Genomic DNA, 22,517 nt, shown 5'->3' with positions numbered 1-22,517 from the left:
CCTTTGCGTGCATGCGGTGCGCGGCACGAAGGAAAGGAATCTCATGATCGGCCACCAACGGGACCGGGGACGACAAGCGGGACCGCTCTTCGAGTGGGGGATCAGCAGACTGCTGCTGCTGATGTTGGTGTTCGGCCTGGTCTCCCTGCCGGTCGTGGACGGGAACGACGGGGAACTCGGCATCTACCAGCAGTGGCTGTACGTCTTTCAGTCCGGGAGCTTCCCCGTAGGCGACGAGACCTGGCAATACCCCCCGGGCATGTCTCTGGCGGTCCTGGCGCCCGCGCTGCTGCCGGTGCTCACCTACAAGCACGCTTTCGTCCTGGCCGCCTTCCTGGTCGACGCCGCCGTGTGCGCCGCGCTGGTGCGCACCGGCCGTCGAGAGGGGCGCAGCATGATGGGCGCCTGGGTCTGGACGATCGGCATCCCGCTGCTCGGGTCGATGCCCTACGCACGCCTGGACATGACGGTCACGGGCATCTGCGTGGCCGCTCTGCTCTGGCTGCCCACCCGTGCCCGAGTCGGGGGTGCCCTGGTCGGCGTCGGGGCAACCATGAAGCTCTGGCCGGTGCTTGTGCTGCTGGGGGTCGGGTCGGGAGGGGCCATGCGTGCGGCGTGGAAGCGGGCCCTGGGAGCCGCGGCCGGTCTCTGCCTGGCGCTCGGCGCCGCCCTGCCAGGGGCGTGGTCCTTCCTCTCCGAGCAGCGGGATCGTGGTCTCCAGATCGAGTCGTTCGGCGCGCTGCCCTTCCATGTGGCCCGCCACTTCGGCTGGCCGGGGCAGGCGGAGATGGCCTATGGCGCGATGGAGTTCACGGGGCCGTACGTAGACCTTGTGGCGCACGCACTCCTGGTACTGAATGTCCTGGGACTGGCCGGGCTGGTGTGGCTGAGGTTGCGCCTTCCGGCGAGCTTCTTCACGGGCGCCGCGCCGTGCGTCCTGGGTCTCGCCGCTGTGTTGCTCTGCATCTTCACCAGCCGGGTCTTCAGCCCTCAGTTCATGATCTGGGCCGTGGGACTCGCCGCCGTCGGCACCAGCTGGCGGACCTCAGGGCTGCGGATTCCGGCCCGCATGATCCTCGCGGCGTGCGGTTTCACCTTGGTCCTCTACCCGTGTACCTACTGGAGCGTCATCAACAGCACCTGGTCCGCTGTCGTCATGCTGGCCGTCCGCGACGGGCTGCTGGTAGCCGCCGCGGTGTTCCTCCTGCGCCCGCTCTGCACCGCGGCCACCGCGGCCAGGACCGGGCCGGTTCAGGCAGGTGGGCTGGTACCACGGCCACAGGCGGCGGACGAGCCGGTGGCCACGGGCTGAAGTCCACTGCCGTCGTCGTCCCACCTCCCGGGCCTCATACCGCCAACAGGTCGCCGACCAGGCAAGACAAGATCAGAGGACCGGACGAAGCACTGCTAGGCCCGGCTCGGGAACTCGGTCAGGGCGCGTTCCACGATGGCCTCCAGCTGTTCGTGGTGTGCGCCCTTCCAGTAGGCGCGGCCGCACTCGCCGCACTGCGCGAAGACGTCGTACGACCGTCGTGTGCCGTGTTCGAGCTGGTCGGCGACCTCCTCCTTCGTGGCGTCGCGGAGCAGGCCGTTGCAGGCGGTGCACCGCGTCCACGGCCGTAGCTCGGGCGCGAACCGGTGGAGCACGTCGCGGAGTTGGTCCTCGGGCCGGGTGCTGTACACGAACGCGCCCGCCCACAGCTCGCGGCGGCGCAGCAGTCCGCGGTCGCGGCTGAGCATCACGCGTCGCTCGGCCGCCGAACGGGCGGCGAGGGCCGGGTCGCCGATGTCCGTGGACTCGTACGCCGTGTCGACGCCGAGCAGGCGCAGGCGGCGGGCGAGCGTGCCGAGGTGGACGTCGAGGAGGAAGCGGAGCGGGGCCCCCGGGACCCGCTGCGGGCGCTCGACCGTACGGACCTGCACGGTCTCTCCGGCCGCCGGGATGTGCGCGAACGGCACCTCCCGGCCGTCCACGACCAGGGCGCCGACCTCCGTCAGCGGGACGCCCAGTGACTCGATGACATGGCCGAGCGTGGAGGAACCGTCGGTGCCGACCTGGGTGGCACCGGTGCGTCGCCTGTGCGGGACGAACAGCCCCAGTTCGGGGGCGAATTCGACGTGGATCTCCGGTCCGTTCACATGGTCAGGATGTCATGCGGGGGGTGCCTGCGGCCTCCGGGTTTCCGGGGGTGGGCATGGTGCGGGCCGTGGCGGTCAGGCCGTGTTCCAGGACGTCCACCGCGCGGTCGACGACGTCGGCGAAGTCCTCCTGGTGGCCGCCCTCGGCCCAGTACAGGGAGGTCTCCATCAGGCCGCCGATCAGCGACATCGCGAAGACGCGTACTTCGAGACTCTCCGGGTCCCGGCCGACGCGCTCCCCGATGGCCCGGCACAGCAGGCGGCCGGTGACCGACATGCTCTCCATCATCCGGGAGCGCACCGCGGGGACCTCGACCATCAGCCGGGTCCGCAGCCGGGTCACCTCGGGTTCCTCGGTGTTCCCGAGGCCGATGGCCTTCTGCAACACGTGCCGCAGGGAGTCGAACCACGGCTCGTCCGCGGGCCGCGCCCGCAGCTCCTGCTCGAGGACCGGGTCGTACTCGTCCGTGAGGACGATGTCCTCCTTGGTCGGGAAGTAACGGAACACCGTGGACGGGGAGACCTCGGCCGCCTCCGCGATCTGCTCGATGGTCGTCGCGTCGTACCCCTGCTCCTGGATCAGTCGGTACGTCGCGTCGCGGATCGCGATCCGGGTCTTCATCTTCTTCCGCTCGCGGAGCCCCGGCTGGGGCACCGCGGCGGGAGTGGAGCTGTGTGCGGTGGCGGCCATGGTGCTCATTGTCCGGCATCCGCGGGGGACGGGGCCATGTCGGTGTCCTCCTCGGGGGTGCGGCCGGGCGCGGCGTCGGGGGCCGGTTCAGGGTTCGGCAGCAGCGCGGCGGCCAGCAGCGCGGTGACGAGCGCCGCGATCCCGCTGACCAGCAGAACCAGGTCCATGCCGTGGATGTACGAGGCGTCCGCGGAGGCGGCGAGCGCGTGGTCCCCGAGCCGCGCGGCTACCACATGGGCGCCGACCACCGAGTCGGAGGCGGCGCCCGCGACCGCGTGCGGCAGGCCGGAGGTGTCCAGCCGGTCGCTGTACGCGCTTGCGAGGAGCGAGCCCAGCAGGGCGATGCCGATCGCGCCGCCCACCTGGCGCACCGTCATGAGCAGCCCGGAGCCGCTGCCGGCGCGGTCGCGGGGCAGGGCGCCGAGGGCGGCGGACATCGCCGGGACCACGGCGAAGCCGAAGCCGAGCCCGGCGATGGACAGCCACAGGGCGGTGAAGCCGTAGCCGTCGTCGACGGACGTACGGCTGCCGAGTATCGCGGCGAAGGCGAGGGCGACGAGCCCGGCGCTGATCACCGCGCGCGGTCCGAACTTCGTCAGCAGTGGCCCGGCACCCCTGGAGGCGATCAGCAGTCCGCCCATCATCGGCAGCATCCGCACTCCGGTGGCGAACGCGTCGTGCCCGAGCACCGCCTGCAGATACTGCGGCAGCACGAACATCAGCCCGGAGAGCACGAACATGACGAGGGTCGCGGCGAGCATGTTGAGCAGGAAGCCGCGCTGGGCGAGGAGGGAGAGGTCCAGCATCGGGCGTACGCTGCGGCGTTCGCGGATGACGAGCAGTGCGACCAGGACGATCGCGGCCGCGAGGAAGCCGAGGATCAGCGGGTCGCCCCAGCCGCGGTGCGGGGCCTCGACGATCGCGTAGATCAGGATGCTGAGGCCGGCCGCGGTGAGCCCGGTGGAGACGGCGTCGACCTTGGGCGAGGCCGGGATGGGGGTCCCCCCGCTCGAACGAAGTTGAGAGTGGGGGAGGGTCTCGGGGAGCAGGAAGACGCAGGCGGCGATGCCGATGGCGGCCATCGGCACGTTGACCAGGAAGACCGAGCCCCACCAGAAGTGGTCGAGCAGCCAGCCGCCGACGATCGGGCCGAGCGGCAGACCGAGGGCGGAGGCGGCGGAGACCGCGCCCACGGCCTTGGTGCGCTCGTCGGGACCGAACAGCGAGGGCAGCACGGCCATCGCGAGCGGCATCACGAGCGCGCCGCCGACACCCATCAGGGCGCGGGCGACGATCACCGGGGTGACGTCGTCGACGAGCGCGCCGACCAGGGAGCCGGCCAGGAAGATGCCGAGGCCCGTGATGAGCATCCGGCGCCGTCCGAAGCGGTCGCCGAGCAGGCCCGCCGGAAGCATCAGTGAGGCGAAGACCACGACGTACGCGTCCGCCATCCACTGCTGCTGGCCGGTGGACGCGCCCAGGTCACGGGCCATCGTCGGCAGCGCCACACTGAGGATCGTCATGTCGAAACCCAGCACGAGCATGCACGCGACCAGGGCCCCAAGGGCCCACCAGCGGCGCGGGTCGCGCCGTTCGGCGCCGCCCTGAGTGAGAGTCACCATGAAATGAGAGTAACTCTCAAAAGATTGTGTCTGTCAATCTGTTCGGTCGGGTTCATTGTCAGTGCCGCGTGTCACTCTGAGATCGCGGCGAGGCACGGAATGTGATCACTGGAGGGGAGGGCGAGGTGAACGTCGTGGTGACGAGGGTGGTGGCGCTGCTGGCGGCGGTGCTCTGCGTGGCCGGATTCATCGCCGGGGGCACGCCGGCCGTCGTCGGCCTGGTGCTGGTGGGTGTCGCCGTCCTGACATGCGAAGTGGCCGCGGCTTCCAAGCCACGGCCACTGAAGAGGAGTCGGTCGGAAAGACCCGGCGGGGAGCCGGGTCGCAGGTCACCCGTGCTGATACGCCACCAGCGAGATTCCGACGTAGTGGACGACGAAGGCCGCGAGGGTGAAGGAGTGGAAGACCTCGTGGAAGCCGAACCAGTGCGGTGACGGGTTGGGGCGCTTGATCCCGTAGATCACGCCGCCCGCGCTGTAGAGCAGGCCGCCGACGATCACCAGCACGAGCACGGCGATCCCGCCCGTGCGCATGAAGTCCGGGAGGAAGAAGACGGCCGCCCAGCCCATCGCGATGTAACAGGGGGTGTAGAGCCAGCGCGGGGCGCCGACCCAGAACACGCGGAAGATGATGCCGGCCGCCGCCGCGCCCCAGATGCCCCACAGGAGCCACTGTCCCTTGGCTCCCGGCAGCAGCAGCATCGTCAGAGGCGTGTAGGTGCCCGCGATGATCAGGAAGATGTTCGCGTGGTCGAGTCTGCGCAGCACGCCGTCCATGCGCGGGCCCCAGTTGCCGCGGTGGTAGAGCGCGCTCACTCCGAACAGCAGGCAGGCCGTGAGGACGTAGATCCCGCAGGCGATGCGGCCGCGCGGCGAGTCCGCGAGAGCGGTGAGCACCAGACCGGAGATGAGTACGGCCGGAAACATACCGAGATGCAGCCAGCCGCGGAGCTTCGGCTTGACCGGATGCGGCAGAGAGAGCGCGGCGGGATCGTGGCCGGCAGCCGGCGAGTCCGTGGGCGCGTCGGGGACGGGCGCAGTCATGCGTCGAATCGTACCTACGCAACCGTAAGTTACGTATCGGTCCGGCGTAATGAGCCGCCAATAGTGGCCATGGTCTCACGCGGGTGGCCGGACTTCCCAGGGATACCCGGGGTGAACCCGGGGTGTGTGGAGGGAAACCTTCCGGCGAGTGGCGATGCTCACTCCGCTCAGGTGTGACGTCCTCTGGACATATGGGCGGTTCAGTCGGATGATCAAATGAGTGCGGTCGGCACCGGATGAGCGCCAGAGATCCACCATCGTGAAGCATCCGGGTCGCAGCCCCCACGGGGCACAACAACAAAACCCCTCATTTAGGAGCAATCGTGGCGCGCGACATCGCGGCTCCCACTACCGTCGTCCCCACCAATCACCAGGAACTGATCTCGTGGGTCAACGAGATCGCAGAACTGACCCAGCCGGACAGCGTGGTCTGGTGTGACGGATCCGAGGCCGAATACGAGCGACTGAGCGAGGAGCTCGTCCGCAAGGGCACCTTCAAGAAGCTCGACCCGATCAAGCGCCCCAACTCGTACTACGCCGCTTCCGACCCGACCGATGTCGCGCGGGTCGAGGACCGGACGTTCATCTGCTCCGAGAAGGAGGAGGACGCGGGCCCGACCAACCACTGGAAGGCCCCCGCCGAGATGCGGGAGATCTTCGCCGGTGAGCAGGGCGTTTTCCGTGGCTCGATGAAGGGCCGGACGATGTACGTCGTCCCGTTCTGCATGGGCCCGCTCGGCTCGGACCTCTCCGCGATAGGCGTCGAGATCACCGACTCCGCCTACGTCGCCGTGTCCATGCGCACGATGACGCGCATGGGACAGCCGGTCCTCGACGAGCTCGGCACCGATGGCTTCTTCGTGCGTGCTGTGCACACGCTCGGAGCGCCGCTGGCCGAGGGCGAGGCGGACGTGCCGTGGCCCTGCAACTCCACGAAGTACATCTCGCACTTCCCCGAGACCCGCGAGATCTGGTCGTACGGCTCGGGCTACGGCGGCAACGCGCTGCTCGGCAAGAAGTGCTACGCCCTGCGCATCGCCTCCGTCATGGCGCGCGACGAGGGCTGGCTGGCCGAGCACATGCTCATCCTGAAGCTGACGCCGCCGCAGGGCGAGTCCAAGTACGTTGCCGCCGCCTTCCCGAGCGCCTGCGGCAAGACGAACCTCGCCATGCTGGAGCCCACGATCTCGGGCTGGACGGTCGAGACGATCGGTGACGACATCGCGTGGATGCGGTTCGGCGAGGACGGCCGGCTGTACGCGATCAACCCCGAGGCCGGTTTCTTCGGCGTCGCGCCCGGCACCGGTGAGCACACCAACGCCAACGCGATGAAGACGCTGTGGGGCAACTCCGTCTTCACGAACGTCGCGCTGACCGACGACAACGACATCTGGTGGGAGGGCATGACGGAGGAGACTCCGGCGCACCTCACCGACTGGAAGGGCAACGACTGGACCCCCGAGTCCGGTACGCCCGCCGCGCACCCCAACGCCCGCTTCACCGTCCCCGCCTCGCAGTGCCCGATCATCGCGCCCGAGTGGGAGGACCCCAAGGGCGTGCCGATCTCGGCGATCCTGTTCGGCGGCCGCCGCGCCAGCGCGGTTCCGCTGGTGACGGAGTCCTTCGACTGGAACCACGGCGTCTTCCTCGGTGCGAACGTCGCCTCCGAGAAGACCGCCGCGGCCGAGGGCAAGGTCGGCGAGCTGCGCCGCGACCCGTTCGCCATGCTGCCGTTCTGCGGCTACAACATGGGCGACTACATGGGCCACTGGGTCGACGTCGCCAAGGACAAGGACCAGGCGAAGCTCCCGAAGATCTACTACGTGAACTGGTTCCGCAAGAACGACGCGGGCAAGTTCGTGTGGCCGGGCTTCGGTGAGAACAGCCGTGTCCTGAAGTGGATCGTCGAGCGCCTCGAGGGCAAGGCCGAGGGTGTCGAGACGCCCATCGGGGTCCTGCCGGCCAAGGGGGCCCTGGACACCAACGGTCTCGACCTCTCGGAGTCCGACCTCGACTTCCTGCTCACCGTCGACAAGGACGTGTGGCGCGAGGAGGCCGCGCTGGTGCCCGAGCACCTCAACACCTTTGGCGAGCACACGCCGAAGGAGCTGTGGGACGAGTACCACGCGCTGGTGCAGCGCCTGGGCTGACGCCCGCCGCCAAGCTCCGCGGCCGGTCCGGCTTGCCCTGACCTGCGACGTCGTCACGACCGGCCGCGGTGACAGGCACCGCGAGGAGCGCCACGAACAGGGTCGGGGCCCGCACCGTACAACGGCGTACGGCGCGGGCCCCGACCCCGTCGTTTCGCACCGGGGGCCGACTCCCGGGGGTTCCGTCAACGGCGGGCCGCTGCTACGGGGCACCGAGTTCGAAGATCGCGAATCCGGCGTACCAGCCGGAGGCGAGAGCGCAGGTGCCGAGGACAGCCGCCAGGGCAGGTCGGCGGAGCCTGCTCAGGGCGATGGCGAGAGGGATGAACAACGGGAAGGCGGGCAGCAGAAAGCGCGAGACGTTGGAGAAGACCTGCTGGCTGCCAACGATGACAGCGATGGTGACCAGGGTATGGACCATCAGGACGGAAGGTGGGCGCAGCCGCACCAACAGGACGATCAGGATCGGCAGCGCCATGATGATCAGTCCGGCCAGCAGGTCGGGAATGGGAGAGGCGAACAGGTAGTCGCTGCGCCCGAGCAGGATGCTCCGCATCGTGGCGACAGTGAACCGGCCCCCGTCGAAGAAGTGCAGCCAGGCCCCGCGCTGGAGCTTGAAGTAGCCGCTCCAGTCACCCATCCGCCAGCCGACCCAGCCCACGTACCCCAACAACCCGAGCGGCGCCAGCGCCATCGCGACCAGAGGGCGCCCGACTTCGTCCCTGCGCCGGAAGAGCGCGACGAGCGCCGCCAGGCCCACCGCTGCGATCAAGGTCGCCGAGGTCGGCCGGCTGAGCCCGGCCGCCAGGGTGAGCACTCCGGCAGTGATCCACCGCCCGGTCATCACGGCGTAACAGGACCATGCGACGAGCGCGACGAAGGCGGATTCCGAGTAGACCGCCCACTCTGCGCCGGATCCCGGGATGACCGCCCAGAGGCCGGCCGCGATCACACCGGCCCGGACCCCGCCGAGCCGCTCCGCGACGGCGAAGATGCCGGCCGCGGCGAACAGCGAAGCAACCACCGAGACCAGCATTCCGGCGCCGTACAGGCCGAGGCCGGTGATTTCGGAGACCAGGCGCATCAGGCCCGGGTAGAGCGGGAAGAACGCGGCCGAGTTCTCCTGGACTGTGTACCAGGGGGAATTGGTGACCGGCACCAGCTGTGGGTCGTACCCGAACTCCGCGATCTGTTGGTACCACCAGCCGTCGAAGGAAGCGGGTACGTCCCAGGGGTGGGCGCCGCCGCCCAGCCGCAGAGACTTCGTGAGGTGGTAGCCGGAGGAGTCCACCAGCCACATGAAGACCGCGAAACCGGCCAGCTTCAGTACCGCGTAGCATCCGACCGCCGGCCCATAGCGGCGTGCCAGCCTGCGCGACCGCTCGTGCAGGGGGACCGGATCGGCCGGGAGTGTGCTGTCGAACTGCGCGGGCTCGGCACGGACATCGGCAGGGATAACGGTCGGCATTGCGCTCATCGGTTGGACTCACTCCGCCGTCGTGGACGATCGTTCGCCGAACCTATCCACCGGTGCAGGTAAGGGGTACGCAGACACGCCATGCCGGTGTGTCACGGGCCTCTGAACACCCACAACCGCAGCAGCCCGAAGCGAAGCACCGTCACGGCGGCATTGGCCACGATCAGCGCGCCGACCTCCAGGTACGGCGCGTCCGGCAGGGTCCGGTGCGCCGGGGCGGGACGTCGCTGCTGAGCGCGAGCCCGGCGAACAAGGCCACCGGCCCCCGGAGTTGATGCCGCGCAGCACCTGTGGTCGGCAGCCACGTCCCCGCCCAGGCCGGCGACTTCCGTCTGCTTTCGCGAGGCGCCCTCGACGCCCTGAAAGCCCTGCCCGACCAGCCGCAGGTGTACCGGCTCCTCGTTCCCTGGCTGGGCTTCCCCAGCGGGGAGGTCACCTACCATCGCAATCAACGCGTCGCCGGTCACACCAAGTACCCCCTGCGCAAGATGGTCCTGCCGGCGGTCGACAGCATTATCGGCTTCTCCGTCGCCCCGCTGCGGCCGGCCACCTGGCTCGGCACCCTCGCCTTATTCGTCTGCCTCGGCGTGCTCCTGTACACCCTGACCGTGTACGCGGCGGGCGACACCGCCCCCGGCTGGACCTCCCTGATCATCGCCGTTCTCTTCATCGGCGCTGTCCAGCTCATCTGCCTGGGTCTGCTCGGCGAGTACATCGGCCGCATCTACACCGCCGTTCGGCAGCGCCCGACCTACTACGTCGCCCACGACAGCGACGCCGCGCAGGTCACCGCGACAGGCATCGCCTGGCCGAGCCCGCGACGCGGACAGGGAAGCTGACAGGACTCCCTCGGCGGCCGGACCAACCCATGAAACTCAGGGGACGTGCGGTCAGGCGGCGCTCTCCGTCAATCGACCGGGCCCTTGAGGGGCCCGGTCCTGCCCGGGCACCGGCTCCAACTGCCGGCACCGGCAGGGAGTTTCGGTGCAATCCCACTGCAGGGCGTTGGCGCCACTGCTGTCGGTCACATCCAGACAGAGCAAGACGGAGATATCCCCGTCCCGGCGCCACCCACTACGGCATCGCCGTAGTGGGTGGCGGGTGGACATCATGCAGCCGACGTCACTACGAGGTGCGCACCAACAGAACCACTGCCAGACCGCTGGGACGCTCGGCCCCATATAGCCTGTAGTGGGTGCGAAGAGCCGCTGACTGGTCCATGGGCAGCCCGTTCAGCGGATCCGTCTCGTCCCCCCTCACCACCAACCAGATCCGCTTCTCGCCTCGCAGGCATCGGGCCGGCAGCGGGCACTCGGTCGCCGCCAGATCGTTGCGGTGGGTGGGCGATTCAGCGAGGAACACGTCGCGCAGCTTCAGATCGCGAGGAAGGTAGTAGCGGACGCCCAGCGCGATGGCTTCCTCTTCCTTCCTGGGGTAGACGACCGCGTCGCCGGGCACGTAGTACTTCTGGATGGTCCGCGCGGCAGCCGCGAAGTCGGGGCCGCCCGACCAGTAGTGCGCGAGCGGCTCCCGCAACGTTTCCTGTTCCGATGCCGTGAACAGAGCGAGGGCCGCGAAGGCCGACGCGAGCGCCAGCCGGGACCGAGCCGCGGCGGCGAGCCCGGCTCCGGCGAGAACCGCGAACGCCGGCAGGGTGAACAGCATGTACCGGAAGTAGAAGTACGAGCTCTCCCCGTGGGAGACCGCCCAGATGAGGAAGACGGGCACCACGGCGGACACGGCGCAGAAGACGACAGCGTCGCGGCGCTCCCGGCACGCCACCATGGCCAGCAGGATCACCGTTCCTGCGCACACGCCGGAGTAGAACAGCTGCGGCCAGATGTCGACCAGGCCCCAGGCCGTCGGCTCGGCGATCCAGTAGATCTGCCGGACGGTCTGTGCCCTGCCCAGCACCACCAACGGGCACACCGAGGCGAGACCGACGAGGACCGCGAGGCAGAAGCCCCACCACGCTCGACGCTCGCGCCGGACCCGCAGGGCCACGAGAACCAGATGCCCGATCAGGCACGTCAGCGCGAGCAGATGGAACAGCCCCACGGCCACCAGGCCGAGGGCGTAACCCGCCCATCGCCACGGGCTGCCCGGGCGGTCCAGGGCCCGCAGCAGCAGCAGCGCGCTCAGGGCCACGGCCAGCATCACCAGGCCGTAGGGACGGACCTCATGAGCGAACCGGCTCACCCCGGGAACAAGGGCGAACAACAGGCCGCCGGCCACTCCAGCGCGGCGGCTGAACAGCCGCTGCCCGATCAGTGCCACACACGCGGCGGCGCCTGCCGTGGCCAACGCGGAGGGCATGCGCAGAGCCGCGGCCGAGTCCCCGAAGAGGACCCTCCATCCGTGCAGGATCAGGTAGTACGTGCCCAGCACCCCGTCCACGCGCTGCACTGTGGCAAGCACCTGGCCGATGCTGCGGCCGGACATGTCCCAGCTGGTCAACTCGTCGCGCCCGAGCAGCGGTTCGCCGATCCGGCACGTGGCGACGACCAGGGTGACCATCGAAGGCCACAGCCACAGCCCGACCGGTGTCGGCCACCGGTCGTGCTCTGCTTCGGGGGCAGGAACATCGCAGGTGTCCTGGGCGGCGGGAAGAGAGAGTAGTGCCATGCCTCACCCGTAGCGGCACGGCGGAGCGGGGCGCAGCCACGACCCGCCCGTTACGGCCCGCTTTCCCCTGTTCGGCCCCGGGTGGCGTACGCCGTCGCGGACAACGGCGTACGCTCCTCCGACGCCTGCCGGGGGGTGCCGGCGGAACCAGTTTGAGCACCACAGGTGGTTCAGCTCTTCTCCTTGCGCACGAGCAGGGTGACGGTCATCCCCGTCACAGATGCGCTCATGGACGCCTGGTACCGGGACCGCAAAGCGCCCGCTTGGTCCGTGCTGATGGCGTTGAAGGGGTCCGGGTCGGCGCCCTGGGTCAGTAGCCAGATGCGCTGCTCGCCTCCGAGGCAGAGGTACGCGACGGGGCACTGGATCGCGTACAGATCGTTGATGGCAGTGGGGGTCTTGGCCAGGAACACGTCGCGCATCTTCAGATCGCGGGGCAGGTAGTACTGGACACCGCTGTCGAGCTGCCAGGTGTCCTGGCGGTCGTAGACGATGGCGTCGCCGGGCTGGTGGTACCTCGTGACCATGTCGGCCGCGGCGGCGTAGTCGAGGGGGACGGGGACGTTGTGCTCGAACGGCTCCCGCATTCGCTTCTGGTCGGGCAGGGTGAGGACGGCCAGTGTCGCGAGGAGGGCCGCGGTTGCCTTCCGGGAGTGAAAGGTCGCGGCGAGGCCGGCGCCGGCGAGGAGTGCCCAGGCCGGGAGGGTGAAGAGGATATACACGTGACGGAAGTAGGAGACGTCGCCATGGGAGGCGAGCCAGACGAGGACGGACGGTAGAACGGCCCAGACGGCGCACAGGAGCACGGGGGCCTTGCGGGGCGAGCGGGCCAGGCATGCGAGGGCGATCAGCGCTCCGCAGCACAGGGCGGATGCGAAGACGTCGGGCCAGATGGAGGAAAGCGCCCAGACATCGGGCTCTTGGACCCAGTACAGCTGGCGGTGGGCCTGGGAACGGCCGAGCAGGGTGAGCGGAGCAACGCAGGCGGCAACGGCCAAGAGGGTCAGGGCGGACTTCCACCACACGGAGCGGTCGTGTCGTGCGTGTGCCGCGAGCATGCAGGCGTGGGCGAGCACGACGGACAGGGCGATGAGGTGGAGAAGTCCGACACCTGTCAGCGTCAGCGCGTAGGCGGCCCAACGCCACGGACTGCGGGGCTTGTCCAGAGCCCGGAGGAAGAGGAGTGTCGCGAGGGCGACCATGAGAATCACCAGCGCATAGCTGCGCGCTTCGTGACCGTAGCGGCTCACCGCCGGCACGAGGGCGAAGAGAATTCCGGCGAGAATTCCGGCACGGCGCCCGAAGAGCCGGTTTCCGATCAGGCTCGTGACGGACGCGGCTCCGGCCATCGCGCATACTGAGGGAAGTCGCAGGGAAATGACGGAATCACCGAAGAGGACCACCCACATGTGCATCAGCAGGTAATAGGTGCCGTGCACGGCGTCGACGTTCTGGAGAGTTGCGAGGATCTGGCCGGTGCCGCGGTTCACCACGTCCCAGGTGACCAGTTCGTCGCGGCTCAGCAGCGGGGCGGTGACGCCATGGCTGGTCAGGCCGAGGGCGAGGACGGACGGCCACAGCCACGGCCCCGTTCTGCGTCTTGTGGGTTCGACCGCTTCGGTGCTCCGGACTTCTTCGCGTGGCTGGGGAAGCGGCGCGGCGATTACCATGAAAATCTCCTACGGTCTGTAGCAGGAACTGCTCCCTTATATATACGAGCGGGCCAGCCGGAACGGCGGATGGGTTGAGCGATCACCTGAATGGAAGTCACGCGCGGCGATGTCGCCTGCAGGGGTTTTCGTGGCTCAGCGAAGTAGCCGACTGATCTCTTTATCGGAGAAAAGAGAGCATCGCAATGGCGGCAAGGAGCGTGATCCGGCTCGACGAGCCGACACCCCGCAGCTGCGATGCCTTTCGCAGGCATCTGGTGAGCAGCGCGTGAAGTGACCCACCCCTCCGCGGGGTCCGCATTGCGGCCGGGCAGGGCGGTGCCGGCGGCTGCGCGGCCAGTACGTGATGGTGTCTCACCGCAGCAGGATCCATGCATCGTTGACAGGCCGTCAGCAAGGTTGCCGGGAGATGTGACGACGCGTGTGTCTGCGGGGATCAGGTGTGCGGCAGGCCAGGACGGCCCCAGCGAGCGTCGCACGGGTGGTTACGACGGGTCCCGGCATGGGCGGTGGGGGCCTTGGGAAGCGGCTTCTGCGAAGACAGCCGTGGCGACAAGCGGCGCTGGGCCCTGCATAACTGCTCCATGAAACGCCGGGCGTCAGTGGTCGGCCCGAGACCCTGCGCGTACCTCAAGTGAATGGCAAATCGCTGGGATCGCCGACCTTCGTGAATTCGGTACCCGATCGAAATGGGCACATGCCCACTGGTAAGGCACCCGTGAGGGGGGCGCGGAGCAAGCCGGCGATTCTGCGTACCGAGAGTGCTGGATCATCTGTCGAGGGGGACCGCCGGAGTGTCTGCCGATATGAGGCGTCCGGACAATTTGGCACGATAGAAAGGAAGTTGAGCCTCATTGCTCCGTCGACGTGTATGGCTGCGTTCGATGTGTGGGGGCCGTACGAGTGATCCTCGCGTGTGACACGGGCCGGATCGTAATCATTCAATCGTCGAGAGTTAAGGATGACCGTAGCCGCAGGCGCTGTGACACTTATGCGGAGGAAATCAAGTGCGCGCGCTTGAGGCGTGGTCAATCCAAGTTCGAGGAAGGTTCTCTGGTGAGCCGTAGAACGATCCGAAGTTCACGCGTCAGGTCTGCCACGATGCTGTCGGCGGGCGCGCTGGCCGTGGCGCTCAATGTCGCCCCGAGCGCGACCGCCATCGCCGACGCGATCCACAAGTCCGGCGCCGAAAGCGCTGCGACGCTGCACAACCCGAACGGCGCCGAGAGTGCCCTCGGCGGTGACCGCGACCGTGGGCCGAAGGGCGACCGCGGGCCGAAGGGCGACAAGGGCGACAAGGGCAACAAGGGCGACCGGGGCAAGACGGGTGCCACGGGTGCCACGGGTGCCACGGGTCCCAGGGGTGCCACGGGTGCCACGGGTGCGACGGGTGCCACGGGTGCGACGGGTGCCACGGGTGTGGGTACCCCGGGTGCGACGGGTGCGACGGGTGCGACGGGTGCGACCGGCGCGACGGGTGCGACGGGTGATCCGGGTAAGGGGGGTGCCCCGGGTGCGACGGGTGCCACGGGTGCGACGGGTGCCACCGGTGCCACCGGTGCCACGGGTTCGCCTGCGGATACCTACGTCTTGGTGTCCGCCCCGGTCTCCGACGACGTGCTCCTCCCCCTTGCTGACGACACGGCGAGCGTCAAGTGCTTGAACAACGACGTCGCCCTCGGAGGCGGAGGCTCCTCGTCTAGCGGCCCCCTCAGGGAAAGCATCCCCATCCTCGGTCCCGGCGGCGTAGGTACCCCGGCCGTCGGGTGGACGGCTACCAGGACGGGAGGGGGGTCACCGTTCACCGCCTGGGTGGTCTGCGGTGTGATTCCGTAACTCCATGTCAGAGGCGGTCCCGTAGCGGTCTGCCTGCTTCACGTGGGAATGAGCGGCGATGCTCCGAGGCTTGGGCCTCGGGGCATCGTCCGCGTTCTGTCCGCACCCGCGGCCTCATTGAATTTGCCCGCTCGTAATCGACGGCAACAGCGTGAATAGCCCTGCCTGCCGCGAAGATGCTGAAGCCCTGAGTGGCGTAAATGGTGCAGGAATTGGGTGACCAGGCATCCCTAATACGGAGCGCCGGATCGTAAGAAAACTCGGCGAATTATGCGCGCCCTTGTGACCGGAGGCGCTCGATTCATCGGTTCGGCACACGTTCGTAGGTCGCTGAACTCAGATCGGAAATCCCGGATCACAGTCCTCGACAAATTCGCGTACTCGAGCGTTGAGGCCAATCTGGTGCCGGTGGCTGACCATCCGGGCTGCACCCGCACGCCTTGAGGCTACTGGCTATCGGGTGGTGGCCCCACATTTCCGCGTACGTGGGGCGACATAAGCAGGAATACGTGGGCACCTGGTGCCGATGAACGCTTGGTTCTGGGCCGCCGCCGGTCGATGGCGATGGCGAACTGCCGCACCTCGGGGACGTCGGAGTCCGCGCACCAGGTGAGGAACTTCCGGCGGGTGTGGCCGACTTGGTGCCGCTCGGCGGTGTCTGCGAGATCTGCTCGGTGAAGGACTTCCGAGGACAGCCCACCTCCCGGCAGTACCAGCGGCGTTTGTGCCGGCGGAACTCCAATCCCCGCTCGCCAAAGGGGAGATCACGGGGTCGGGTCACGGCCGAGCCCTTCCTGTGGGAGGCGAAGACCCCAGAGGAAGGGCAGGCACTGGCCGTCTCGTCGGCCGTGACGAGTTGTGCCCGACGACTCCCGTCGGCGAGCGGCTCGACCCGCTCGACGAACACTCCGTCGGGATCAAGCAACAACGGTGTATCGGTGACCAAGTCCGAAGCTCCCGCATGATCCTTCTGTGTAGAGAACGGAAGTGATCACGAACGGCCACGGGTGCGCTGTATGCAGGGCCGAGGTCCCCCACGCAGTCACGTGCTGTGACGGCAGCCGGCGCGCTCAGCGGGACGCACCGCTCAACTTTGAAGACCCGGAAAACAGGGCCTGTGGCTCGGGGTGAAGGCGCAGAACCTGGCTATCGGGGGCGACGTCATCTGATGCTCCCTGCGTCGCTCGAAGTCGTCGAGTGGCTTACGGAATCCCGGTACGGTTCCGGCACCTGAGGACGGAGCGAGGGATCGGCCGTGACGGCGTGACGGAAAGCATCCTTGGCCTCGTTGTCACGGCCCTTCGCCGCCAGGATCTGCCCGAGTTGCATATGGATCGTGGCCGCCTTCGGTTCGGCAGCTGCGGCACGCTTCAGGAGTTCCACGGTCCGGTCGGGATCGCTCGACTTCAGCATCATCGCCTCGCTGAAGAGAGCCGACATGAATGACGGATCGATCTTCAGAGCCTTGTCGTATGCCGCACGGGCGTCGAATGCGTTGCCGCTCATCTGCGCGATGACGCCCAGGCCGTACCACGCGAACTTGTTGTCGGGGTCCAGGTTCAGTACGCGCCTGTAGGTTTGGGCGGCACCCTGGGAATCCTGTCGTTGCTGCTGTTTAAGGGCGGTCTCCAAGAGCACGCCCGCTTCATGGGTCCTCTGGGTCACCGACATGGCCTTGGATTCCGGGGGCGCGGCCGGCTCGGGCTGAATCGCCCAGATGGTCACGCCGGTGACAACCGCCGCAGCTCCGGCGAGCCCTGCCCACAATCTCGTACGTTTCACCTTGTCACATCTCGTGGAATAGTGAGGGACGGATGGGTGTGGCTGATCTCGGGTCGCCGACACTGAACAGGTCGTGGCGGTGCCAGCGGTACCGGAGTCCGAACCACCGTCATTTCCGCCGACGTTACGAGGCCGTCCTGAAGACCCCGCCATTCGGCAGGCACTTGGGGCACGCAGACCACCCGAATGTACGCACCAAGGATGTGGTTTCGCCGGAATGCTCGGCCGCCACCTGCGTTTGCTCGGCGAGTGACGCGCCATGGAATCGCCACACTTGCTGTTCCTGCGGGTCCTGTCGTTGATCGCGGTGGGGGCCCTGGACCAGGAATACGTCGCGCATCTTCAGGTTGCGGGGCAGGTAGTACTCAACTCGGCCGTAGAGCTTCCAGGTGTTCCGCGGTCGTAGACGACGGCGTCGCCGGGCTGATGGTGCTCTGGTCGGACAGCGTGACGATTCCGCTCAAGAGCCGGGGCTGACGAGGCCGCGACCACGGTCGCTCAGATCGATGGAAAAGGCTCCTTCGGTCCAGCCTCTTTGCGTCGCTTTGAGCGGCTGGATACCGTCACATATCGGTCATTCGCCGCCGTTGAGTGGGATGGGACACGTGAAGGCAACGATCTGTCTGAACATGATCGTCAAGGACGAAGCCCCGGTGATCCGACGCTGTCTGGAATCCGTACGGCCCTTGATCGATACCTGGGTCATCGTGGACACGGGCTCGACCGACGGTACCCAGGACGTCATTCGCGACGTCTACCGCGATCTGCCCGGCAAACTGTACGAACGGCCATGGAAGGGGTATGACGGAAGCCGCACCGAGGCGATCGAACTCGCCCGCAGCAGCGCCGACTACCTCCTCTTCATCGACGCCGACGACGTGATGGAGGTGCAGCCCGGCTTTCGCATGCCGAAGTTGACCCTCGACGCCTACCGGGTCGCAATCCACCACGGGCCCCTCATCCATTGGCGCCCTGTCCTGGTTTCCACGCGGCTGCCGTGGCGGTACGTCGGCGTCCTGCATGAGTACCTCGAGTGCGACACGCGGTTCTCCGTCGGGACTCTCGAAGGCATCAACATGCTCATCGTGGGTGGCGGGGGCCGCCTCAGGGGTGAGGGCCTGCGTAAGAAGTACCTGCGCGACGCGGAGATCCTCCAGCAAGGTCTGGCCAAGGAGCCAGACAACGCCCGTTACGTCTTCTATCTCGCCCAGAGCTGGCGCGACGCCGATGAGCCGGAGAAGGCGCTGGAAGCCTACGACCGCCGCGCTGCCATGGGCGGCTGGGGCGAAGAGGCCTTCTGCGCCGGCCTCTATGCCGCACGGCTCGCGGAAGAGCTTCAGCGGCCGCTGGCCGAGGTGATGCACCGGTACCTTCGCGCGCACGAGAGCCGCCCCTCACGCGCCGAGGCCCTCGGTGACCTCGCGCGCCTGGCCCGGCTCAACGGGCCGCGATGGGAGGTTGCGTACAAGTCTGCGCTGCGAGCTGCGGTGACCCCGCGTCCCAACGACATCCTGTTCGTCGAGTTCGACTGGTACGACTGGCGCGCGCTCGACGAACTCGCGATCTCCGCCTACTGGGTCGGACAGTACGAGGAGTCGAAGAGATGCTGCGAACGCCTGCTCCAGGGTGGGAAGCTGCCTGCTGAGCATCGCGAGCGTGTGGAGGAGAACCTTGAGTTCGCTCAGAGCAAGCTACGCTCGAAGGTGCTCACACCGTAGTGCTGTGGCGCCCGGTCCGCGCGTCGCTGCGGGTGCACGCGGGCCGGGGCCGGATGAGGGAGCCGCATCGCGCGGCTCGGAGGGGTCAGCCGGCGGCGATCGGTTCCCGCGGCTCGGCCAGCGCGGCGGTGTGCGCGTCGATGCGTTCCGCTGAAAGGATCACCGTCGCCGTGTCCGCACGGGACGCCGCCACCACTTCCGCCATCACCTGTGCCCAGACCGGGAATTCGCGGGACACTCGGGGACATCCTGCAACGAACCCCGAAACGAACCCCGAAATGAGGTGAGCGGGGTGCGCACACCGGTCAGCGACCCCATGAAGATCGGGCCGTACCGCATCGTGGGGCGGCTGGGCTCCGGCGGGATGGGATGGGTGTATCTCGGCCGTTCGCCGGCCGGACGCGAGGTCGCCGTGAAGGTGGTGCGGCCCGAGCTCGCGGCGGAGGGCGAGTTCAGAGAGCGCTTCGCGCGCGAGGTCGCGGCCGCGCGGGTGGTGAGCGGCGCGTACACCGCGGCCGTGGTCGACGCCGACACCGAGGCCGAACTGCCGTGGCTGGCCACGATGTATGTGCCCGGACCCTCGCTCGCCGAGGCCGTCCGCACGGACGGGCCGCTGCCCGAGCCGCAGGTACGGCCGCTCGGCGCGGGCCTGGTCGAGGCGCTTCAGGCCATCCACGCCGCTCGCGTGGTGCACCGGGACCTGAAGCCGGCGAATGTGCTCCTCGCCTCCGACGGGCCCCGCGTCATCGACTTCGGCATCTCCCGCGTCGACGGCGCCCCCGGACTCACTCAGGTGGGCGTCGTCGTCGGCACCCCGCCCTTCATGTCGCCCGAGCAGATCAAGGGCGCGCCGGTGGGCCCGCCGAGCGACGTCTTCTCCCTTGGCGGGGTGCTGGTCTACGCCCTGACGGGCCGCCCGCCGCACGGCAGCGGGGAGGCGGTGCGCTACCGGGTCGTCCTCGCCGAGCCCGAGCTCGACGGCGTACCCGCGTCCATGCGCGAGCTGATCGCGCACTGTCTGGCCAAGCGGCCCGAGGACCGGCCCCAACTCGGCCAGCTGCTGGCCGAGTTGCTGGAGCAGGCGCCGAAGTCCGCGTCCTGGCCGCCGCCCGCCGTGGCCCACAGCATCAAGGCGCGCACCCGTGACCTGGCCGGCCGCCGCAAGCAGGGGACGAGTGTGTCCGTGCCCTCCTGTCTGCTGCTGCACGCCCAGGCGCTGCTGGACGCCGGGCTGACCGACGCGATGGTCGCCGAGGCGGTGGGCCGTGGCGACGCCTGAGTCCTTTCCCGGCCGCGGCCACGAGATCCTCGAAATAGGCACGCACTGGCGGCAGTTGGTGCAGAACTGGGTGGGCCTGCGCAATTACCACACGGTGACCGACACCGTTTCGGTGTCCATGCAATTCGATCTCAAGGAAACGGGGCGAATGGTCACGGTGAGGTTCATGACCACCAAACGGCTCCTTGTCGCTTTTGCGACCGACGGCCATTATCTGCGCCAGGATCAACTGGCCGTCGCCGCGGCGGCGTCGAACGCGTGGAATACCGAACAGTTGAATCCCATGCTGTCCGTGTGGGACGTACGGGGGCCGCGTCCCTGTCTCGCCGGGGTCTGCGATCTCCCGTTGACCTGCCGGATGACGCAAGCGGATTTCGATGCTCTGGCCAGTGATTGGGTGGAACGGGCGCGGCAGATGTTCACCCGCTGCCATCAGGTTTTCAAGTTGTAGAAGTGAAAGCCGTCGTGTGCCCCAAACCCCTTCCGGGCGCACGCCGGTTGCCCCCACTATGGGCGAGTGCCTTTCAGGGCCACGGGGGTGTGCCTTTCAGGCCACGGGGGGTTTCCGATGCGGCGTTCGCTTTATTTCACCGTGCTTTTCGGAGTGCTGGCCGTGCTGGCTCCCGCGGGGGCCGCGTCGGCCGACGAGGTGTGCGGCAAGGACTTCAAGGAGCGCCTCCAGTGCTGGTCCCAGTGGATCGGTCAGGGGACCGTCCGGGTCACGTTGGACGAGGCGGTGGCGTTCGACGGCGGCGCGAAGGAGCGCAAGGACGTCGAGCAGACCCTGTTTCGCGAACGCGCCAAGCTCGTGGTCGAGGTACCGAAGGGCGGGCACACCGGAGCAGGCGGAACCGCGCTCCTCCTGCTGGCGAAGCCCGGCTCCCGTCTCGTCGATCCGGGCGCCACGATCGACCAGCTGACGCGCGAGGCGGTGAACGAGCTGGCGAGCCTCCCGGTCTGCGACCCCAAGAACTCCAAGAACCCCAAGGACCTGTGCGCCCAGCTCGCCAAGGGTCCGCTGAACGGTCACGACCTGATCGCGCTGAGTCAGGCGACCGACCTCTCCAAGCAGCACGCGTACACCATCGCCGACGGCCGAGCGCCCGCCTCCGAGAGCCCGTCTCCCACCAAGCCCGCGTCGCTTCCGCCCGACGCCGCCTCCTCCGGCTCGGGCTGGGACACCACCACCCAGATCCTCGCTGTCCTCTGCGCCGTACTCGTCCTCCTCCTCGCCGTCCTGTTGTTCCTGATCCGGCGGTCCTCCCAGGCGGTGGGCACGCTGCCGCGTCGTGCCCTCGCCGCGCCCGGCGTGGGCGCCGTGCCCGCCAGCGCCCACGCCCGGGCACGGGACGAGACCACCACCCGCCTCCGGGTCACGCCGACGCCCAAGTACGGTCGGCGGGTCGGGAACGTGCCGGGCCCCGCCAGGTCCGCAGTCGTCCGCACCGAACTGCATCCGCAGGGCTATGTCGAGCTGGACCGCGTGCTGTACCGGGTGGTGTGGGCGGAGCCCGGGCGGCCCCCGCCCGCTCCCGGCTCACTCGTCGACGTCACCGACGCGCGGGAGCGGGACTCCGACGTCCTGTACGCGTTCCCGCCGACCACGGGACGGCATGCCAAAGGCACCCGGACCTGAGAACAACGGCACCCGGACCTGAGAACAACGGCACCGGCCCGAGACCAGGAGAAACAGAGATGCACAGCGAATACCCGCCCACGCTGCCGGCGGAGTACGCCGACATCGAGTTCGAGAACAACGCGCAGCGCCTGCCGCTGGTCCTCTGTCTCGACACATCGAGCTCCATGGCGGGACAGCCGATCCAGACGCTCAACAACGCGCTCATGGAGTGGACCCGGGAACTGCACGACGACGTCAGCCTCAGCTACAGCGTCGAGGTCGCCCTGGTCACCTTCGGAGGCCAGGGCGTCGCCGCCTGGCGTGGTCCCCAACTCCTCGCCCCGCGCGCCCCGGTGAGCCCCTTCCTGCCCGCGCACATGTTCCGGCCGCCGCAGCTCACCGCCGCCGGGGTGACCCTGATGACGGAGGCACTGGAGCTGTCGATGCACATCGTCGCGGCCCGCAAGGCCGAGCTGCGCGCCTCCGGACTCCAGTACTACCGGCCGCAGATCTGCCTGGTCACCGACGGACTGCCGACGGACGGGACGGGCCATCTCACCGACTCCTGGCACCGGCTGATCCCGGTCCTGGCCGAGGAGCAGCGCGCCCGTCGCTTCCGGCTGTACGCGATAGGGGTCGGCGGCATCACCGACATGGGCGAGCAGGTGCTCCAGGCGTTCGCGCCGAAGTTCAACGCCCGCCTGCAGGGATTCCCGTTCCGCGAGCTGCTCCAGATGATGTCCGCCAGCGCCAACGCCGAGCAGAAGGGCGCGGGCGACGAGGTCTTCGAGAAGATCTTCAGTCAGTTCAAGACGCAGCGTCCGGCCTGGGAATCCTGACCCATGGCCGGATACGGGTCCTGGCTCA

Annotated in this window: 17 protein-coding genes and 1 pseudogene; 9 read left to right on the top strand and 9 right to left on the bottom strand. The window is 68.4% G+C overall.

What is annotated here, in order from left to right:
• Nucleotides 1–43 precede the first annotated feature (43 nt).
• Nucleotides 44–1,312, top strand: a complete 1,269-nt coding sequence (locus ACZ4RZ_RS02390) for a glycosyltransferase 87 family protein (protein WP_467741215.1) — start codon at nt 44–46, stop codon at nt 1,310–1,312.
• Between the two features lie 95 nt (nt 1,313–1,407).
• Here ACZ4RZ_RS02390 and ACZ4RZ_RS02385 read toward each other — a convergent pair whose 3' ends face one another.
• The 4 genes from ACZ4RZ_RS02385 to trhA form a co-directional block, all read right to left on the bottom strand.
• Complete coding sequence (locus ACZ4RZ_RS02385; protein WP_467741213.1) at nt 1,408–2,139, bottom strand: Mut7-C RNAse domain-containing protein; 732 nt, start codon at nt 2,137–2,139, stop codon at nt 1,408–1,410.
• Nucleotides 2,140–2,143: 4 nt separating this feature from the next.
• A complete protein-coding gene (locus ACZ4RZ_RS02380) occupies nt 2,144–2,839 on the bottom strand; it encodes a TetR/AcrR family transcriptional regulator (RefSeq protein ID WP_467741212.1) in 696 nt (231 codons plus the stop codon).
• On the bottom strand, nt 2,836–4,452 hold the full coding sequence (locus ACZ4RZ_RS02375; RefSeq protein ID WP_467741211.1) for an MFS transporter: 1,617 nt from the start codon (nt 4,450–4,452) through the stop codon (nt 2,836–2,838). Before ACZ4RZ_RS02375 ends, ACZ4RZ_RS02380 begins: the two co-directional genes overlap by 4 nt.
• Before the next feature lie 329 nt (nt 4,453–4,781).
• Nucleotides 4,782–5,495, bottom strand: coding sequence for a PAQR family membrane homeostasis protein TrhA (gene trhA, locus ACZ4RZ_RS02370; protein WP_467741209.1), 714 nt, complete (start codon nt 5,493–5,495; stop codon nt 4,782–4,784).
• A 323-nt stretch (nt 5,496–5,818) separates the two neighbouring features.
• Here trhA and ACZ4RZ_RS02365 point away from each other — a divergent pair, with 323 nt between their 5' ends.
• On the top strand, nt 5,819–7,645 hold the full coding sequence (locus tag ACZ4RZ_RS02365) for a phosphoenolpyruvate carboxykinase (GTP) (RefSeq protein ID WP_467741208.1): 1,827 nt from the start codon (nt 5,819–5,821) through the stop codon (nt 7,643–7,645).
• A gap of 202 nt (nt 7,646–7,847) precedes the next feature.
• On the opposite strand, the gene ACZ4RZ_RS02360 is transcribed toward ACZ4RZ_RS02365, so the two are convergent.
• Nucleotides 7,848–9,122 (bottom strand): hypothetical protein, encoded by a 1,275-nt coding sequence (locus ACZ4RZ_RS02360; protein WP_467741206.1) that lies wholly within the window; start codon nt 9,120–9,122, stop codon nt 7,848–7,850.
• Between the two features lie 290 nt (nt 9,123–9,412).
• On the opposite strand from ACZ4RZ_RS02360, the gene ACZ4RZ_RS02355 reads away from it, so the two are divergent.
• On the top strand, nt 9,413–9,961 hold the full coding sequence (locus ACZ4RZ_RS02355) for a hypothetical protein (protein ID WP_467741204.1): 549 nt from the start codon (nt 9,413–9,415) through the stop codon (nt 9,959–9,961).
• A gap of 286 nt (nt 9,962–10,247) precedes the next feature.
• Here ACZ4RZ_RS02355 and ACZ4RZ_RS02350 read toward each other — a convergent pair whose 3' ends face one another.
• Together ACZ4RZ_RS02350 and ACZ4RZ_RS02345 are read right to left on the bottom strand one after the other, a co-directional pair.
• Nucleotides 10,248–11,747: a glycosyltransferase family 39 protein gene (locus ACZ4RZ_RS02350; RefSeq protein ID WP_467741202.1), complete on the bottom strand. Its 1,500-nt coding sequence runs from the start codon at nt 11,745–11,747 to the stop codon at nt 10,248–10,250.
• Between the two features lie 170 nt (nt 11,748–11,917).
• Entirely contained in the window at nt 11,918–13,417 is a 1,500-nt protein-coding gene (locus ACZ4RZ_RS02345; RefSeq protein WP_467741200.1) for a glycosyltransferase family 39 protein, read from the bottom strand.
• 1,056 nt (nt 13,418–14,473) lie between these two features.
• Between ACZ4RZ_RS02345 and ACZ4RZ_RS02340 the strand changes: the two genes are divergently transcribed.
• A complete protein-coding gene (locus ACZ4RZ_RS02340) occupies nt 14,474–15,253 on the top strand; it encodes a hypothetical protein (protein WP_467741198.1) in 780 nt (259 codons plus the stop codon).
• A 1,161-nt stretch (nt 15,254–16,414) separates the two neighbouring features.
• Here the strand turns inward: ACZ4RZ_RS02340 and ACZ4RZ_RS02335 are convergent.
• Nucleotides 16,415–16,978 (bottom strand): tetratricopeptide repeat protein, encoded by a 564-nt coding sequence (locus ACZ4RZ_RS02335; RefSeq protein WP_467741196.1) that lies wholly within the window; start codon nt 16,976–16,978, stop codon nt 16,415–16,417.
• 686 nt (nt 16,979–17,664) lie between these two features.
• Here ACZ4RZ_RS02335 and ACZ4RZ_RS02330 point away from each other — a divergent pair.
• Nucleotides 17,665–18,753 (top strand): tetratricopeptide repeat-containing glycosyltransferase, encoded by a 1,089-nt coding sequence (locus ACZ4RZ_RS02330; RefSeq protein WP_467741194.1) that lies wholly within the window; start codon nt 17,665–17,667, stop codon nt 18,751–18,753.
• 85 nt (nt 18,754–18,838) lie between these two features.
• On the opposite strand, the pseudogene ACZ4RZ_RS02325 reads toward ACZ4RZ_RS02330, so the two are convergent.
• A pseudogene (locus ACZ4RZ_RS02325) lies at nt 18,839–18,955 on the bottom strand (SCO4983 family protein); the annotation flags it as partial.
• Between the two features lie 90 nt (nt 18,956–19,045).
• Between ACZ4RZ_RS02325 and ACZ4RZ_RS02320 the strand changes: the two are divergent.
• The 4 genes from ACZ4RZ_RS02320 (at nt 19,046) to ACZ4RZ_RS02305 (ending at nt 22,489) form a co-directional block, all read left to right on the top strand.
• Entirely contained in the window at nt 19,046–20,032 is a 987-nt protein-coding gene (locus tag ACZ4RZ_RS02320) for a serine/threonine-protein kinase (RefSeq protein ID WP_467741192.1), read from the top strand.
• A complete protein-coding gene (locus tag ACZ4RZ_RS02315) occupies nt 20,019–20,483 on the top strand; it encodes a hypothetical protein (RefSeq protein WP_467741190.1) in 465 nt (154 codons plus the stop codon). Before ACZ4RZ_RS02320 ends, ACZ4RZ_RS02315 begins: the two co-directional genes overlap by 14 nt.
• A 117-nt stretch (nt 20,484–20,600) precedes the next feature.
• On the top strand, nt 20,601–21,668 hold the full coding sequence (locus ACZ4RZ_RS02310) for a hypothetical protein (protein ID WP_467741188.1): 1,068 nt from the start codon (nt 20,601–20,603) through the stop codon (nt 21,666–21,668).
• A gap of 59 nt (nt 21,669–21,727) precedes the next feature.
• The gene (locus ACZ4RZ_RS02305; RefSeq protein ID WP_467741186.1) at nt 21,728–22,489 is read left to right on the top strand and encodes a vWA domain-containing protein; all 762 of its coding nucleotides are present in this window, start codon (nt 21,728–21,730) and stop codon (nt 22,487–22,489) included.
• Nucleotides 22,490–22,517: the final 28 nt, after the last annotated feature.

It is taken from the genome of Streptomyces sp. NPDC027189 (assembly GCF_055566975.1).
This window is presented reverse-complemented; position numbering and strand designations above follow the sequence as displayed.